The 16097-nt window shown below is 59.3% G+C and carries 16 protein-coding genes and 1 pseudogene; 10 read left to right on the top strand and 7 right to left on the bottom strand.

Annotated elements, in window-relative coordinates; genetic code table 11:
- Positions 1-205: 205 nt before the first annotated feature.
- On the bottom strand, positions 206-1153 hold the full coding sequence (locus OKW26_RS17775) for a UvrD-helicase domain-containing protein (RefSeq protein WP_429354571.1): 948 nt from the start codon (positions 1151-1153) through the stop codon (positions 206-208).
- 6 nt (positions 1154-1159) lie between these two features.
- Between OKW26_RS17775 and OKW26_RS17770 the strand changes: the two genes are divergently transcribed.
- From OKW26_RS17770 to OKW26_RS17750, 5 genes are all read left to right on the top strand, one after another.
- The gene (locus tag OKW26_RS17770) at positions 1160-2515 is read left to right on the top strand and encodes an FAD-binding protein (protein WP_429354570.1); all 1356 of its coding nucleotides are present in this window, start codon (positions 1160-1162) and stop codon (positions 2513-2515) included.
- A 292-nt stretch (positions 2516-2807) separates the two neighbouring features.
- Positions 2808-3644, top strand: coding sequence for an IclR family transcriptional regulator (locus tag OKW26_RS17765; RefSeq protein WP_429354569.1), 837 nt, complete (start codon positions 2808-2810; stop codon positions 3642-3644).
- Positions 3645-3814: 170 nt separating this feature from the next.
- Complete coding sequence (locus OKW26_RS17760) at positions 3815-5179, top strand: MFS transporter (RefSeq protein WP_429354568.1); 1365 nt, start codon at positions 3815-3817, stop codon at positions 5177-5179.
- Positions 5180-5209: 30 nt separating this feature from the next.
- The gene (locus tag OKW26_RS17755) at positions 5210-5866 is read left to right on the top strand and encodes a hypothetical protein (RefSeq protein WP_429354567.1); all 657 of its coding nucleotides are present in this window, start codon (positions 5210-5212) and stop codon (positions 5864-5866) included.
- A 109-nt stretch (positions 5867-5975) separates the two neighbouring features.
- The gene (locus OKW26_RS17750) at positions 5976-6458 is read left to right on the top strand and encodes a hypothetical protein (protein ID WP_429354566.1); all 483 of its coding nucleotides are present in this window, start codon (positions 5976-5978) and stop codon (positions 6456-6458) included.
- Positions 6459-6600: 142 nt separating this feature from the next.
- On the opposite strand, the gene OKW26_RS17745 is transcribed toward OKW26_RS17750, so the two are convergent.
- Positions 6601-6912 carry a hypothetical protein gene (locus tag OKW26_RS17745; RefSeq protein WP_429354565.1) on the bottom strand — a complete coding sequence of 104 codons (312 nt, stop codon included), beginning with the start codon at positions 6910-6912 and terminating at the stop codon, positions 6601-6603.
- 134 nt (positions 6913-7046) lie between these two features.
- On the opposite strand from OKW26_RS17745, the gene OKW26_RS17740 reads away from it, so the two are divergent.
- The 3 genes from OKW26_RS17740 to OKW26_RS17730 all read left to right on the top strand — a co-directional run bounded on the left by OKW26_RS17740 (position 7047) and on the right by OKW26_RS17730 (position 10173).
- Entirely contained in the window at positions 7047-8312 is a 1266-nt protein-coding gene (locus tag OKW26_RS17740; RefSeq protein WP_429354564.1) for an IS256 family transposase, read from the top strand.
- Positions 8313-8899: 587 nt separating this feature from the next.
- Positions 8900-9451, top strand: a complete 552-nt coding sequence (locus OKW26_RS17735) for a hypothetical protein (protein WP_429354563.1) — start codon at positions 8900-8902, stop codon at positions 9449-9451.
- A gap of 332 nt (positions 9452-9783) precedes the next feature.
- Positions 9784-10173 (top strand): hypothetical protein, encoded by a 390-nt coding sequence (locus OKW26_RS17730; protein ID WP_429354562.1) that lies wholly within the window; start codon positions 9784-9786, stop codon positions 10171-10173.
- 249 nt (positions 10174-10422) lie between these two features.
- On the opposite strand, the gene OKW26_RS17725 is transcribed toward OKW26_RS17730, so the two are convergent.
- The 4 genes from OKW26_RS17725 to OKW26_RS17710 form a co-directional block, all read right to left on the bottom strand.
- The gene (locus OKW26_RS17725; protein ID WP_429354561.1) at positions 10423-10740 is read right to left on the bottom strand and encodes a hypothetical protein; all 318 of its coding nucleotides are present in this window, start codon (positions 10738-10740) and stop codon (positions 10423-10425) included.
- Between the two features lie 489 nt (positions 10741-11229).
- On the bottom strand, positions 11230-11658 hold the full coding sequence (locus tag OKW26_RS17720) for a hypothetical protein (protein WP_429354560.1): 429 nt from the start codon (positions 11656-11658) through the stop codon (positions 11230-11232).
- 99 nt (positions 11659-11757) lie between these two features.
- Positions 11758-12333, bottom strand: coding sequence for a DUF7713 domain-containing protein (locus tag OKW26_RS17715; RefSeq protein WP_429354559.1), 576 nt, complete (start codon positions 12331-12333; stop codon positions 11758-11760).
- Positions 12334-12912: 579 nt separating this feature from the next.
- Positions 12913-13320, bottom strand: a complete 408-nt coding sequence (locus OKW26_RS17710; protein WP_429354558.1) for a DUF1016 N-terminal domain-containing protein — start codon at positions 13318-13320, stop codon at positions 12913-12915.
- Here OKW26_RS17710 and OKW26_RS17705 point away from each other — a divergent pair.
- A pseudogene (locus OKW26_RS17705) lies at positions 13318-13617 on the top strand (carbohydrate porin); the annotation flags it as partial. The gene OKW26_RS17710 and the pseudogene OKW26_RS17705 sit on opposite strands and share 3 nt — an antisense overlap.
- Before the next feature lie 56 nt (positions 13618-13673).
- On the opposite strand, the gene OKW26_RS17700 reads toward OKW26_RS17705, so the two are convergent.
- Positions 13674-14396, bottom strand: coding sequence for an IS6 family transposase (locus OKW26_RS17700; RefSeq protein WP_429354557.1), 723 nt, complete (start codon positions 14394-14396; stop codon positions 13674-13676).
- Between the two features lie 225 nt (positions 14397-14621).
- On the opposite strand from OKW26_RS17700, the gene OKW26_RS17695 reads away from it, so the two are divergent.
- Entirely contained in the window at positions 14622-15773 is a 1152-nt protein-coding gene (locus tag OKW26_RS17695; RefSeq protein ID WP_429354556.1) for an IS110 family transposase, read from the top strand.
- The last annotated feature ends 324 nt before the right edge of the window (positions 15774-16097 follow it).

Below are 16097 nucleotides of genomic sequence, written 5' to 3'. Positions count from 1 at the left end.
ACTGCATGAGGCGGCTTGAACGAGGGTATATTGCGTTCGCATCGGTGCGAAGCACAGGTATATTGAGCGTCCCCGCCACTCGAGATATCGCGTCACCCATATAGGCAGCGGGGTATAGAACAGCAATATTCCCGTAATTGCTTCCAGGATGTCGCGCTAGTGCTTCCCGTACCAGTGTACCCAAAAGATGCTCTGCCTGATTATCCTAGTCGCCCGCAAGTGGGTGTATATAAATCGTGCCCTGCGAAGCCCCCTCTGCTGCACGATAGTCACGCGCCTGCCCCAAGGCGTACCCCGAAGCCTCGACAATCCTGGTTCCACTGCGATAGTTCAATTCCAGCCTGACCGTTTCTACATCCTCGCGTTCGGACAGACTCTCCAACAGGTCGGGATGCGCGCCGGTAAATCCGTAGATCGACTGGTCGACATCGCCTACCGCGAAGAGACGCATGCCTGCGCAGAAGCAAAGCCCCAACACCATGCGGTGCAATGCGCGCCCTAAGTCCTGGTACTCGTCTACAACCAGGACCGGGTACTTCGCGAACAATGCGCGCTGAATCCAGGGGCATTCACGCAGCGCCCGGACGGCAAGCAAGGGCATATCATCGAAGTCGATTCTGCCCGCCCGGCGCAATTCATCTTCATACGTCTCGGCGACCGCAGCCAACTCAGGATCGCGGGTCTGCCATTCCTCGGAGTTCCGGTTGAGGATTGAGCGGCGGTACACGCTCATCTGCAGGCTCCAGTCGCGCCGACTCGCAACATTGACATTCAACCTGCGCAAGGCGCGCTCCAAAGCCGCCGATACCTCCCCTCGCGTCGCAACTTTGAAGTCAGCAGGCAATCCCAACTGGGCTACCTTCGCATAGGGCAATACGATCTGCGTAAGCGAAAACGAGTGCACCGTCCCGATGAACACGCGCCCACCAGCGGTGTCACCCAACGCGGCTAGGCGTGTTTCAAGCTCGCGTGCGCACTCGTTGTTATATGTGATGCAGGCAACGCCGCGCGGCTCCTGCACGTCTTCCGCAAGTATCCTTGCGAACTTGGTCGTCAGCGTCTTGGTCTTGCCACTGCCCGGGCCGCCAAGCACGACACAGTGGCCACGTGATTCATATGCAGCCCAAAGGCCGTCGCCACGCTGATCGAGCATACCGACGTGCAGTTGCGTGCCTTCGCTTATCACCCGGACTACTTGTCGGCGCTGCCGGGCTCCACCACGTCGGGGCGCGTGCTCGAGGCGTTGCCGTTCGACGGCCGCGAGCTCGGCGCCCAGTGTCAGCTGGCACGTCCGCCGATTCCCGAGTTCACGGTACTGGGCGGAATGATGGTCGATCGGATCGATATCGGTCATTTGCTCAAGCTCGGGCGCTCGTTCGAATCGTTCGGTCATTCGGTCCGACTCATCGGGCGCTACGCGATCGACCGGTTGGGCTATGCACGCGGCACGCGTCTCGTGATGGGCAATGCGCTCGTCGGGCGGCTGTTGCGATCGCTGCAACAGCGCGGCGTGACGATCTGGACCTCCGCGAAGGTCGAACGTCTTCTCGGCGATGAACGGCGCATCGACGGTGTGACCGTGACACGCAATGGGGAGCGCTACGATATCCAGGCGACATGTGGCGTGGTGCTCGGGACCGGCGGTTACAACGACAATCCGCAGCTACGCCACCGCTTCATTCCCACTTCGGTGGAACATACGCCGCGCGCGCGCACCGACGGCGGGCTGCAAAAGATGGCGCTGGCGCTCGGTGCGAAGATCAGCGAGATACCGGGCGCGTCCGCGTTCTGGGCGCCGGCTTCGGTGAGGAAGCGGCGGGACGAATCGACAGCGGTATTTCCCCATTTCGTGCTCGATCGTGCAAAGCCGGGCATGGTGCTCGTGAACAGGCATGGCACACGCTATCTGAATGAGAGTACGTCGTATCACCTCTTTGCGCGAAGCATGATCGACGCGACAAACGGCATTCCCGGCTTTCTGATCGCCGATCGCCGCGCGCTCGCGCGTTATGGCCTGCGCATGATTCGCCCGGGCGGCCATAGGCTGCGGCGCTTCATCGACGAGGGCTATCTCGTCGAGGCGCCTACGCTCGACGCGCTCGCCGCGCGCCTGGACATCGATGCGGCCAGCCTACGAGAAACTGTCGCGCGCATGAATGCGTTCGCGCAAAGTGGCATTGACGAAGACTTCGCGCGCGGCACGACCGCGTACGAGCGCAATCTTGGCGATCCCGGCGTCGCGCCCAATCCGACTCTCGGACCCATCGATCCTCCGCCTTTCTACCCGATTCGCCTGTATCCGGCCGATATCGGCGCGAGCACGGGAATCGCCGCAGATGCGCAAGCGCGCGTGCTTCGGGACGGTGATCCGCAACAACCGATCGACGGCCTATATGTCGCGGGCAACGACATGCAGTCGATCATGGGCGCGGCGTACCCCGTACCAGGCATCAATCTCGGTCCGGCGATCGTGTTCGCGTATCTGGCAGCGGAACACTGTGCTACACGTGCATGAAACCATCGACGGCACGTACTCGCTTCGGTCTTTGTTTAGACTGATTCAGGCGAATTGCGCCGTACGCCATCTATTCGTCCGACAAAACAAACGCCGCGCACGACCCTGTAGCCGATGACCTTCGGCGCCGACGCGCATGTTCGCGAAGAGATCGAACCCAAGTCGAACTAGGGATACCCCATCGTAAGTGGGAATAGCTTGCAAACTGGAAACTCTTTCCATAATATCGGATCCATGCTGACGAGCGAGGTGGCTCCGTAGCATATACAGAGTCGAATTCATCGAGGCTTTCATGAGCGCCGTTTTGCAACGCAGCTTCCGCATTCTCGAGGAACTATCCGCCGCACCGGAGGGTAAAACGCTCACAGAACTGGTTGGCGACCTCGGGCTACCGCTGAGTGCGACGCACCGTCTGCTGACCGACCTCATCGAAGAGGGGCTGGTACGCAAGAACGAGCGTAGCGGCGAATTCTCGCTCACGATGAAAATGCCATCGTTGGGACTGAGGTTTCTGAGCGCCGGCGGCGTCGTCGACATCGCGCAGCCGATCCTCGAACGACTCGCTGTGACGTCGGGCGAGTTGGTGCGCCTCGCGATTGTCGAGGACGAACAGTTGATCTACGTCGCCAAGGCCCAAGGCGCGAAGCAAGGGCTTCGTTACGATCCCGAAATGGGCCGTCCGGTCACGCTGTCGTGCAGCGCGGCCGGCATGATCTGGCTCGCCGGCAAATCGGAAGAAGACGTGATGCGGCTGGTCTCGCAGCAGGGCTTCGGCACGCCGGCGGAATTCGGCCCGCGCGCGCCGACCACGTTCAAGGCGCTGGTGCCGCTGATCGAGACGGCCGGCCGCAACGGTTACGCGACCACCCAGGACATGTTCCTGCCGGCCATGAGTTCGATGGCTACGACCGTGCCCGGCTCTAATGGCGAGGTGCGCGCGATCCTGATCATCGCTGGTCCGATGTCGCGTCTGACCGAAGAACGCATGCTGGCCCTCGTGCCGGCACTAAAAGCCACCTCACTGGAACTATCGGAAGCCAGCAGCGTGTCGCCGATGTTTAGACGTCCAATGGCGAAAGCTGCAACTTCAAACGGCAATCCGTCGCATTTGCGACACGACATTGCCTAAGCGCAATTGGTAGAGGCGTCCGGCAATACTTGAAGACGTCTTTCGTCGTTATACCCTCTCGTATTTATTTTATCTGTTTAGGTGTACCAAGGAATTCGGCGCCCTGTCACCAACGCCACCTTTCTGAGACATAGATCCACAAAACGCTTTATTGAAGTGAGGAGACCTCCATGCATTCATCCCCAACCGGTCGTTCGTCGATCGCGATGGCCAACCGGGCCGTCAGCGCCGCCACCCTGGGCACCGCGCTCGAATGGTTCGACTTCACGCTGTACGGCGCGGTCGCCGCGATGATTTTGCCACGGCTGTTCTTCCCGGCGCTGGACCCGACCAACGCGGTGCTGGCATCGCTGGCCACCTTCAGCGTCGGGCTGGCCGCGCGGCCGTTGGGCGCGATCATCTGCGGCCAGCTCGGCGACCGGCTCGGCCGGCGCAACCTGATGCTCGCGACCGTCTCCGTGATGGGCGTCACCTCCGTGTTGATGGGTCTGCTGCCGACGTACGCGCAAATCGGCGTGTACGCCCCGCTGCTGCTGGTGATTCTGCGGATCATCCAGGGCTTCGCGCTGGGTGGCGAGTCGACCGGCGGCCAACTGATGGCGCTCGAACACGCGCCGGCCGATCGCCGCGGCAAATACTCCGGCCTGATCGGGATGTGCGCGCCGCTCAGTCAGATAGTCGCGAATGCGGTGCTTCTGCTGCTATCCGCGACGATGAGCGCGGCCGCGTTCGAAAGCTACGGCTGGCGCATTCCGTTCGTCGCGAGCGTGGTGCTGGTGCTGGTCGGTCTCTACATCCGCATGCGGGTCAGCGAAACCCCCGCGTTCGTCGAGATGAAGCGCTCGGCGATCGCGACCAACAGCCGTCCGCTGCGCGACGCGTTTCGCCTGCACTACAAGACGATTCTGCGCATGATGCTGTTTTTCTGCGGCCCGACCGCGCTGTTCTATCTCGCAGTGGTGTTCACGCTCAGCTATCTGACCAACACGCTCGGCGTGCCGAAGCAGACCAGCTTCAGCTTGCTGATGATCGCCAACGCGTGCGCGATCGTCGGTTCGATCGTCGGTGGGCTCGCGAGCGACCGGATCGGCAGAAAGCGCGCGCTGCTGATCGCGTCGGCGGCGACGTTCGTCATCATGCTGTGCTATTTCCCGATGCTCGCGACCAGAAACTTTGCGGTGATGGCCATTGCGATGGGTCTGTTCATGGGCTTCACCCAGGTGCAGACCGGCATTCAGCCGGTCGCGTTCGCCGAGGTGTTCCCGACCAACGTGCGCTATTCCGGCTCGGCGCTCGCGTTCACCGGCGCGAGCCTGTTCGCCGGCGGCCCGATTCCGGTCGTCGCGACCTGGCTGATCAAACTGGGCAACGGTTCGCCGTGGGGACTGGTGGCGTTGTGCGGTGCGCTCAACATCCTGTCGTTCGCGATGATCGCGATCGGCCCAGAGACGGCGGGTATCGACATGAATCGTCTCGACAGCGTCGACGATCTGAGCGGCACGCACCATCATGCTGCGCGCAACGCGTCTATCTGAGCGCCCAAACATCACCTAGGAGAAGGAAGTATGAGCGAAAAGGCAAACGGCCTGCTTGCTATCTGGAGCACCGTCGCGAAGAATTTTGAAACGGACTATTTGCATTGGCTTACACGTGAACACGTATTCGAACGCGTTGGCGTCGAGGGGTTTCGTTCCGGCTGCGTCTATCGCCGCCGCGACAGCGCGCCTTCCGAATATCTAATGCTGTATGAGCTCGATGATGCATCGGTGATGTCCAGCTCGGCCTATCGGGCACGCCTCGATAATCCGACTGTCTGGACGCAACGGGTAATGCCACAGTTGCAACACTTCCGTCGAGGGGGCGGCACGGTATTCGCGCAAGCTGGGCATGCCGGCGCAGTCGGCTCTTTTGTAGCCGTGGCACGGCATCAGGAGTCTCGACCGATAGTGGCACAACAAACGCTCGATAAGGTCGCGTCCGTCGACAGAGTGAATCGCGTACGGGCCATGTCGGTCGCTTCGGAGGCGACTGCCATTTCAACACGCGAGAAGTCGATGCGCACCGGCGACGAAGGCGCATTCAGCGGGGCCCTCGTGATCGACGCGCTTGACCCTGCCGCGCTCGCGAGAGCAATTGCGACGTTTGCCGACATTCAACCGGAAATCGACCAGTTCGAAATGTACGAATTCGTGTTCTGCTTCAGCAAAACGGCTGCAGTATAGTCAGACGACGCAGGCTACAGTCGACGTGCAACGCTAAAGCCAAGGGGGAGCGGCACTCGATACCGCCCCCCTCCTCCGTCGTTTGTGCGGCCTGATAGGCAGTGAACGTGTGATTGATACTCAGTTGGCGATTTTCGACCGCGTCGAGCATCTTCATGCCGCCTCGATACTGAACGCTGACGTTGTTGATCTTGACGTTCTGCACCGGATGATCGACCAGACCTGCGATGATCATCGGGAAGCGCGGGTCCGCATCGACAACATTTACATTAGTGATTCGCACGTTCTTCAGACTGGCAAAGCCCACGTGGAGGCTGTTCGTACGGAGCTGCCCGACGGGCTGAGCTGGCTCGGCGGCCATGACCGTGCCTTCAGGCAACTCGACGCTGAGTTCGACTTGCTCCAGCCTGACCTGTCGATTCTCATTCGAATGGTGAATTCCATCGGCGGAGCGCTTTCTGCGATGAATCGCCGGCAATACTCTCACCATCTGCCAGCCGAAGTGATCACACGCCTTGAAGCCGTGGTCCGTGAGACATTTGGCGAAACCGCTTTGCGTACGGACACTCCGGTAAAACCGCCGTCTGCCTAACTACGCTTTGCGGTCGACGACCTGGAAGGCCGACAGTTACTACGGGGAAGTCTTGGGTGCGGCGCTCACGGACGCCGAGCAGCGTCTGCCAACCTTCCCCACGCCCAGATTTCTGCTCGCGCATAGACCTACCTCGAACGGCTCAGGTATCCCGTCGTTCAGGCAGATTCATACGCCGATAGTTAGTCGGTCCATTCGTGATCAACACAACACGCTCCGGATCGTGAGTGACGTCGGTATAACTCTCGTCGCGTGGCTCAAATGCATAGGGATAACGCACGCTGTATTGAGTGCCACCCTGACTTCCACGCTCGTGGGTCCACGCTTCCGCACGAATGATGACGTCGAGAACCTCATCGGCCTCCGACAGGTCGGCGTAATCGTCAAGAAACAGAACCACCCTATCCGGGTCAGCCCGTTGCAGGAGGGCAATCAATTCTCGCACCGTCATCATCTCCATCTCCCCTTAAGGAGATAAGCTCGAAAGTGGTGTACGGGGAGTTGAGGCGGGAAGTTGAAGGCGGTGGAGGTTTCAGCTGAGAATCTGATTGTCGAAGTCGGAAACCAGCAAACAACAAACCATCCACCATGAACAAGTTTACGGAAAAAGCGGTTGTCGGTCTATCGGAAGTCGGTCTGGGACTGGACGAGTTGGTGCGGCACGGAGCGCGGCAGGTGATCCAGCAGGCGATCGAAGCGGAGCTCGCAGCGCTGCTGGAGCGGTTCGAGAACGTCAAGACCATGCATGGGCAGCGCGCCGTGGTGCGCAATGGCTATTTGCCTGAGCGCGAGGTGTTGACGGCGGCCGGCCCGATTGCAGTGAAGGTTCCGAAGGTTCGCGATCGGTCAGGTTCAGGGGTGAAGTTCAATTCATCGATAGTACCGCCGTATGTGAGGAAGTCGCCCCGCGTGAGTGCCGCGCTGCCGTGGCTTTATCTGAAGGGCATTTCGACAGGCGATATGAGCGAGGCTCTGAGCGTGCTGTTGGGTGAGGACGCCAAGGGGCTGTCGGCTAATGTGGTGAGCCGCCTGAAGGCGCAGTGGGCGGACGAACATGCCAGCTGGGGCCGGCGTGATCTGTCGAAGTCGCGCTATGTTTATTGGTGGGTCGACGGCATTCACACCGGGCTGCGCAGCGAGAACTCGGACGGTCAATGCCTGCTGGTGATCATCGGCGTGAGGCCGGATGGACGCAAGGAGCGTGTGGCGATCGGTGACGGGTATCGCGAGTCGAAGGCGTCATGGCAGGAGTTGCTGCTCGACCTGAAATCGAGAGGCCTGCAGGCTGGTCCGCTGCTGGCCGTGGGCGATGGCGCGATGGGCTTCTGGGCCGCACTGGAGGAGGTGTTTCCTGCTACCCGAGGTCAGCGCTGCTGGTTCCACAAGATGGGCAACGTCCTGAACGCACTGCCGAAGTCGCAGCAAGGCAAAGCTAAAGCGGATCTGCAGGCTATCTGGATGGCCGCCACGCGCGCCGACGCGTATGCCGCATTTGATCGTTTCGTGACGGTCTACGCGGCGAAATATCCGAAGGCAACGGAAACGTTGAAGAAGGACCGGGAAAGTCTGCTGGCTTTTTACGATTTCCCGGCGGAACACTGGCAGCATCTGCGTACGACGAATGCAATCGAGTCGACGTTCGCGACGGTGCGCCACCGCACTACACGTACGCGCAACTGTGTGTCGCGACCGACCTTCCTGGGACTGGCATTCAAGCTGATCGAGGAGGCCGAGAAGACCTGGCGCCGCATCAACGGCCCCGAACAGATCAAGCTGTTGCTGGAGGGCATTGCCTTCAAGGACGGCGAACCGGTGCAAGACGATCGACCGGCTCAGCAGAAACTCGCCGCCTGACGTCGCTGGCTATCAACCGGCCATACACCAGACTTGACGATATCTCCCCCTTAAGCGTTCGGACGGCCACCCGAGATCTTTCCATCCCTGTGGAAATACCTAGTACCTGGTATCGCCCTAATAGAGCGCTCGACCCTTCTTCGGCCCACCTTCGACTGCAACCAGATTTCCCCGTCTGGCGACACTCCCGTCGGCGGCCGCGCGCGACGCCGTTTCGTGTCAGCCGCTTCCGACCGAATAGGAGCAAAACTCACTGAACTGTCTCGGCTACCGCGCCGCCCAACAGTTCGGGCGTCCCGTCTAATCGCACCCCAGATTATTTCCGCGCCTTTCAACGAGAATCTCGAACCAATATACCACCAAATCTTTTTTTCATTTTGACATTAAGTTTTATATCGACAACGAAAAACAAAACTGAATCAACAGCATGCGAAAACCCACTCAAGATAAATTACAAGCAGGACAATTTATACGTTGACTCCCGCGAATCCAATGTATTAAATTGCCGTTCATTCAATCCGTGAGATTCACATCGGCGACGAAGTCTATGGACTTACGGCTCAAACTTCGATGATTTTTATACCGCTATGAACAACCATAAATCCCATTCTTCCGACGCCGCACTGGAGCAATCCTTCGGGCCGGCGTTGGGCACTGCATCGACAACCCGACCTTTCGTAGAGCCCATTCCGGAGGCGCAACTCGCAAAAGAGGCCATCCCGCTCCACCTCCATCCGTCGCGGGTGTTGCCAAGCCATTTCACTGACGCCATTGAGCGAGCATATGCGCCGGCGTCGATTTTTTGGTTCCACGTTGACGCCGACCGGTTCGTTAATGAGCTGGAGAAACACAACTCAGCATATATGACCGCGCTCGCCTTGTCGTGGGAGAGCTGGGGATGTGGGTCGTTTCACGAAGACCTCGTCAACTCCATTCGCACGAAAAAATTCGACGAGTATTGTGCTACGTGGTTGCTTTCCTTGCCGCAAAGTCAAGTGTCAAACGACGACGACGTTTACGAACTGCTGCACAACCATCTTCGCAGCACAGGCGAATCGACGCACCTCAGGTACCTCGAGCTCGACGGCGTGAAAGCGGTTCACTATATCCGCGACAGAATGACCAGCATGGTCAGCTGAACAACGTATTGCAGGCAAAGCGAAGCTCACGCGATTTTGCGGAAGGTCGATTCTCAAGGTGACGAGCCGTCATCACGTGCGAGCACGCTGACATGCGGTCGCTATACGTTCGGTCAGGCCACTCTTGACGCTCACCTTTCGCAAAATACCTAGGACAAGTCATGCAGAAAATCGAATTGCACACTCCTGACGGTGACACTTTCCCAGTGAGCATCAACGCAGCATTCCTTGAGTCGACTCGGCAGCACGCGATCGGTCAGGGGAGCCCAACTGCTTACGTAGGTCCCGTTTCCCATGTCCTCCGAGAGCCAGTCGGCACTCACGAGCGATGCGTGGTAATCGTGCTCCCCGGACTCGCATCCGAGGCCATCGACCATTCTGCAACGTCGGTCACGCCACAGATTCGCACACGTCCCGGTGGGCCGCCCGTAGCCTGTGCGCTACTTGCCAATGGTCAGGTGGCCGTCCATGCAGACGCGCTGAACGAAGCGCAACCGCTGCATGCCGGGCGGCTCAATGTGCTTTGGATCTTTGAGGACAGCGCCGCCTTCGCTCACTATCCTTATGACGAGGAGACTGAGGAGTGGTTTTCGGCCGCTGCGATGGTCGCCGACGGACATCGGCACGAGACGGACTATGGCCCGGATACGGATGTCGACGTGAGAACAGAAACGGTGGTGATTGAGGCGATTAATTTCTGGCTCGTTGAAACGACAGGCTAATAGTTCACGACGTACTACTTTAACTGCGGAGGGCATCGTCCTCCGCTTCCTCCTACTTGCATGCGCACCAAATAGCTGCCCATACCATGGTCACTCGATTCCCGGAGACAGTCGACCAGTAATCCACCATGTTTTATGAGTCGCAAATGCAACAAGCTTTGCAGATTTAAATAAAATCTGCGACCTTTCTCCTACCCATTGAGAACCCAAAATGTCGTGCAATAGTGAATATCTGACGGCTTATAACGATTAACCGAGTTTCAGACTACCTCTCTCGATCAGCTCCGCGAGCGTGCGAAGCAAGGCACTCCTAAAACCTGCTATATTGTTCGGCCGGATTCCATCTTCACTAACCATACCGAATTGCGTGGGCATAAAATCGTAGTCGTCCCACTTCTGGGTTGGCAACGCGATAGTCTTGACACCGGTTGCCCCGACATTCACGTCGAACTTCACATCTGCCCAAATGGCCGATCCATCGAATGCCTGATGCTTGCTGATGAGGCAATTGCGTTGAGCGTGCTTGCCCTCTATCACGCTGACGTCCAGCGCAAAGAGGACCTCCACGTCCTCTGGCTATTTGACGATGAATCTCTGCTCTCAACGTATTACATCTCCGAACATGAGCAAACGATGTCCATGGTTGAAGTTATGCCCTGTTTCAACCCGCGCGAGGACGGCCGGCAACCCCGTATCGGTAAGCAGGTTGATGGAATGAGTTCGTTTACCGCCGTCTTCAATTTCCTTGACCTGACTGGGGAGACGGACCGCGAGCCAGAAACGCCGTGGCCCGCAAGCCCGCTCGCGTCATGCCTATCGACTCGAAACTGGACCGGTCCTATCCTTCAGGACGCAGGCCTGCTGCTCAGCCGTTGGAATAAAGGCCCTCTTCACGCGATACCACACCTCATGTGCTCTCGCTCCTGACGATGTGGAGTCGCGGCTTTTCGCATGGCCTGTAGCCGATCGCGCAACCCGGGGCTCGCGTCACCAGAACTTTCGCTTTTGACCAAAGGGGGCAGCGCGCCTGGTATTGCGAAATGCTGACAGCGCCCTTCACGTCTGAACAAGCTCAAGCCCGTTTTCGGCACACCATTGCCTCAACGCGTTTTCGACAGCATCGGCTTCAAACGAATACCAGCGCTCCAGAACACCTTCATGCTCGAGCAAATCCTTGAAACGCGCATAAGCCCCTTGCCGCCGGAAAAATCCTTCGACGCAGTCGTAACGCGCAGGCAACGCCTGCGCGACAAAGCGCAAGGCGAGACGTCTTCCGAGATCGAGCTCGTTCCTGTGCGGTATCGCGAGGTAGCGATTGGAAGTTTCAAGGTCGTCAGGAGTCTCCTCGTCGAGCACGTCACTGGAATCGGAAGTCCACCAGATCTTGCCCGTATCGAGCGAGACATACGCGCTATGCTCCATTGGCGCCGCGTAGCTGCCGAAGTCAAAGGCCATGGAAAGATCGTCGTGCCTGACTGCGACCATGATTCTCCTCCGATAGAGGTGTAACGTTCGGGCGACCCGGTTTGCAAACCGCCTCAGGGCCAGGGATGGCCGCCCGCCCCACCGAGTCGGCACCGCGACTCAAAGCTCCTCGCTCGGGTCAGCGATATCGAGCCGGAACTGCCATCCTTCCATGCTCATGAGCATTCGGCCAAGTTCGTTCCACGAGACCTCCTTGCCGTCGACCACCACGAGTGGCAGGTGTCCCTGCTGCGACTCGTCCCATTCGATACGCCCGCGCACCGTGCTGTCAATGATCCGGCGCTCATGAAAATCGATGTGCCTGACCGACAGCGCGCGACGAATCCTTTCGACGAGACGCCCGAGCAGCACAAACGCATCGCCGTCGGCCTCGCCGATCAGCTGGAACCGGTAGCCGGCGGGACGTTCTTCGCGAAGCTCAAATCCATCCAGAGCAATCCGGTCCCCGAGGAGGCGGAGCTGGAAATGGAACTGGTGGGCCTCCCCCTCGCAGTCGATCATCCGGATGGGGTCAAGCCGGACGTTCTCGAAATCGGTGAATCCAGTGGACTCGGCAATCCTGGCATTGAAGCACGACGTGCAGAGCACCTCATAGCTGCCATCGCCGGAGCCACAGTGGATGGTGTCCCAGGGCGGCGTCTGGTTGCCGCATTGTTCGCAACGCTCGTGTGCCATGTCGTGCCTGCCGTAACGGTCCTTCCTGCGATCGCCAGGATGTTGGATTGCGGTTGCCGTCTTCCACACTGTTGATCGCACATTGGCGGCAACATGCTGCCTGACGAAGCCGCAATGGGTTGCGCAGGAACTGGCGACCGGATGCCACTATTTTGACAGAGACTGTGTGCAGCGCCTAACTGGCGCCGCCCGTCTTGCGAAACCGGGAAGGCGACACGCAATTCATGATCGACACATTCGAAGAGGGCATTACTGGGCGGTGGCTCCCATGCGGAGGCGCTACAGGCCTGACACGCTGGTAGCTCGGCAGCCGAGCATCGCGCAAAACACAAAGGAATACGAACTAATCTTCGATCATTTCTTTTATGTCAAATCGTATCTTGCGTGAAACGGTAGGACGTGTCGTGCATGTGCCGGATCGGTGCAATTTTTGTGCATGGAGCAACGCTATGAATCGGTAGCGTCCGAACGGGGCCAGGCCTTTGTTCTGGTACCAGGAATCAACCGTTGCCTCGGTTCGACTCAATAGCCGGGCAGCCAGTCCCGGAGGGCCGGACCAACGATCTGCTGTGTTGTGTTTCAGCTCTTGAGGCAGGCGCGGCGTTCCTGCCGGCGACTTTCGATCTGCATCACGAGCACGTTCCGGGACCAGCGTATTCGAAAGATTTGGCGGCGCACCACTCGCGCGCTTTTGATGCCTTTAAGCTGATCCACCAACGTGACCACACGAGACCAGGGCAATTGTGTGACGGGGTATTGCACGAATTCCTCGCCAGGCCAGGCTTCGGCCAGCGTACGCATGTACTTCAGGTTTCGCGGCGAAAACCCGCGCATGTCCGGAAACGCCGCGCGGAGATCGGGCGCCAGCTGATCGACGACCTTTGCGCCCCGCCCTTGTCGCCGCTGCCGCTCGAGGATCTCGCGGCCTATCTGTGAGATATAGCGAGACCAGCTCCCGGCTGACGGACAACGCGGCGCGCTGCCCAAACCCCGAACGGCATCGAGGCCAATACCACTGCGAGACTATGGGAACTCTGGTCCCAGCAGTCCCTCCTCGTGGGCGTAGTGGATGTGAAAGTCGGGCAGCAGAGTCTCGACCAGGAATTCATGACGAGCCAGTATGGAGCCACGTTCATGAACGCGACGTTCGGCTGGCCGGTGCTGCCGTCCACCGACATGCCGGCGGGCGTCCCCGCCTATCCGCTGTCGTCACTCGGGGTGCGCGTGCGAGCCACCCCTGCGGATTCGTGGACAGTGCTGGCCGGCGTATTCGACGGCAATCCGGGGCTCTGTTGCAGTAAGCGTGACGAGGCGACAAATGTCGATATGGTCAGTATTGCTTATGAGGCAAGGGAGCAAAACATCTGGGAAGCAGACAACGGGGCTTTGCCTGTACATTTCATCTGTCCTTTGCTGATCATATGCATTACCTCGATGCCGCCGAGAATGATCCTCGCACAGTGAAAATCCTTGAACCCCAGCATCGGCCGGGTCCGGCGTTTGATAGCCCGATGGTCCTGTTCGACGATGTTGTTCAGGTACTTGATCTCGCGCACCTTGATCGGCGTCTCGCGATCGGCATTCACCGCATTCAACGCGGCCAGATTGGAGCCGCTTTTGTCGATGGTCACGGTTTCTGGCGCACCATTGCGGGCGATCGCTTTTTCAAAGAATCGCCAAGCGGCAACCTTGTCCCGCCTCGCCCTGAGCAGGAAGTCGACCGTGTCGCCCGCCTTGTCCACTGCCCGATAAAGATATTTCCACTCGCCCTTGATCTTGATATAGCTCTCGTCCATTCGCCAGCTTTTCCCTACCGGACGCTTGTGCTTGCGGAACGTCTTTTCGAATAGCGGCAATAGCTTCATTACCCAGCGGTACACCGTCGAATGATCAACCGCGATACCTCGCTCGTCCATCATCTCCTCAAGATTGCGCAAACTTAACGAATAGGCCACGTACCATCGTACGCACAGCAAAATCACTTCAAGCGGGTAGTGAAGCCGCTTCAGGACCTTCGCCAGGCACGGGGCAAGCGCAGATCGCGATGTCTTCGTCTTCTTCATCGAACAGCTCAAAAAATTTGCTGCTCAATTTTAACCTGGCCCCTTACTGCAACAGAACCATGTCGCGCAGGCTCAGTTGAAAGCGGAAATGCCAACGCACCGCGCAACTGATGACTGCAGCCGGAAAGCGGTGACCGTGATTAGATGCTATGGGAGGGCTGCGCAAGTAGGCCCGCTGGAGTAAAAACGGGATTCATATTCGTTTTCTCCAAAGGAGCACGCAAAATGGATGCGCCTGACTCAGCCCTTCGAGGGCAGAATACGACGGTAGTTGGCCGGCTGTACATGGCTTTTGAACTGGGCGATAAGAGCTGGAAGCTCTCACTGGGTGATGGCCACCGCGCGCCGAGCCGGTGTACGGTCGCCGCAGGTGATACCTCGGCGGTCCTCACCGCCATCGCGAACGCCAGGGTGCGTTGCCACCTCAGCGCCGACGCACCCGTCTACAGCTGTTATGAGGCTGGCCGCGACGGCTTCTGGCTGCACCGCTGGCTGGCTCAGCAGGGTATTGCCAATCTCGTGGTGGATTCGGCCAGTATCGAGGTGAACCGGCGCTCCCGTCGCGCGAAGACGGACCGCCTTGACAGCGACAAGCTCCTCTCGATGCTTATGCGTTATTACGCGGGCGAGCACCGGCTATGGGCCGTCGCGCGCATCCCCACGCCTGAGCAGGAAGACGACCGGCGCCTGCACCGGGAACTGGAGCGCCTGCGGCAGGAGCGTACCGCACACACCAACCGGATCCGCTCCTTGCTCGTGCTGCACAACCTTCGGGTCAGGTATGTCGGTGGCCGGATCTGGACTCACTGGTGGGCCCAGCAGTGCGAGCAACTGCCGCCCGGCCTGCGCGCCGAGATTGAACGCGAATGTGAGCGGCTTGCGCTTGTGCGCAAACAGATAAGCCTGCTGGAAGCACTGCAGGACCAGCAGGTGCGCAGCGGCTCGCACCCCGGCATGGCGTTGCTGGCACAGCTTGCGGGCATCGGCACAGGCAGCGCCTGGACCCTGATGAGGGAACTGTTTGGCTGGCGGCAGTTTCACAACCGTCGGGAAGTGGCCGGCTGCCTGGGCCTGACGCCCACGCCATATGCCAGCGGCACCAGTCAGGTCGAACTGGGTATCAGCAAGGCGGGCAACAAGCGATGCCGGTGGTTGATGGTCGAGCTCGCATGGAGCTGGTTACGCTTCCAGCCCAACAGCCAGCTTAGCCGCTGGTTCAACCAGCGGTTTGCCGGCACCGGCAAGCGACTGCGGCGCATCGGTATCGTGGCGCTCGCACGCCGTCTGGCGATTGCCCTGTGGCGCTATCTGGAACACGGTGAAATTCCCGACGGTGCGATACTCAAGCCACGTGATGTCAACATGGCGAACGCCTGAACGGCACAGGATGGCAGGCGGTGTTCAACGGTCAACGCGCCCGTAAATCGCTCGGGCTACCCATGCGGGTAGCCGTTTGGATTAGATGGGGCGCGTCGGTAACAGAGTGATCCAGCGCTTTGCGCATGCGGCATGAGGTGACCGGCCTGGTTGGCCGGCACGGATAGAAGATCGACCCGGCACTGGCCGGGTCCCCCAAGACACTCTGACCTGAATGACATGACATCGACATGTCAACTTGCAAAAGGGTATATGCCATCAGCCCAGCCTCTGTGCTCTCCGGTTGTCTACTGGCCGACCTGCGTCTGGTCGTAGCAGGCGACC

The organism is Paraburkholderia sp. 32 (genome assembly GCF_050435345.1).
GTDB lineage: Bacteria > Pseudomonadota > Gammaproteobacteria > Burkholderiales > Burkholderiaceae > Paraburkholderia > Paraburkholderia tuberum.
Note: the sequence above shows the minus strand (reverse complement) of the source record. Positions and strands in the feature narration are given on the sequence as shown.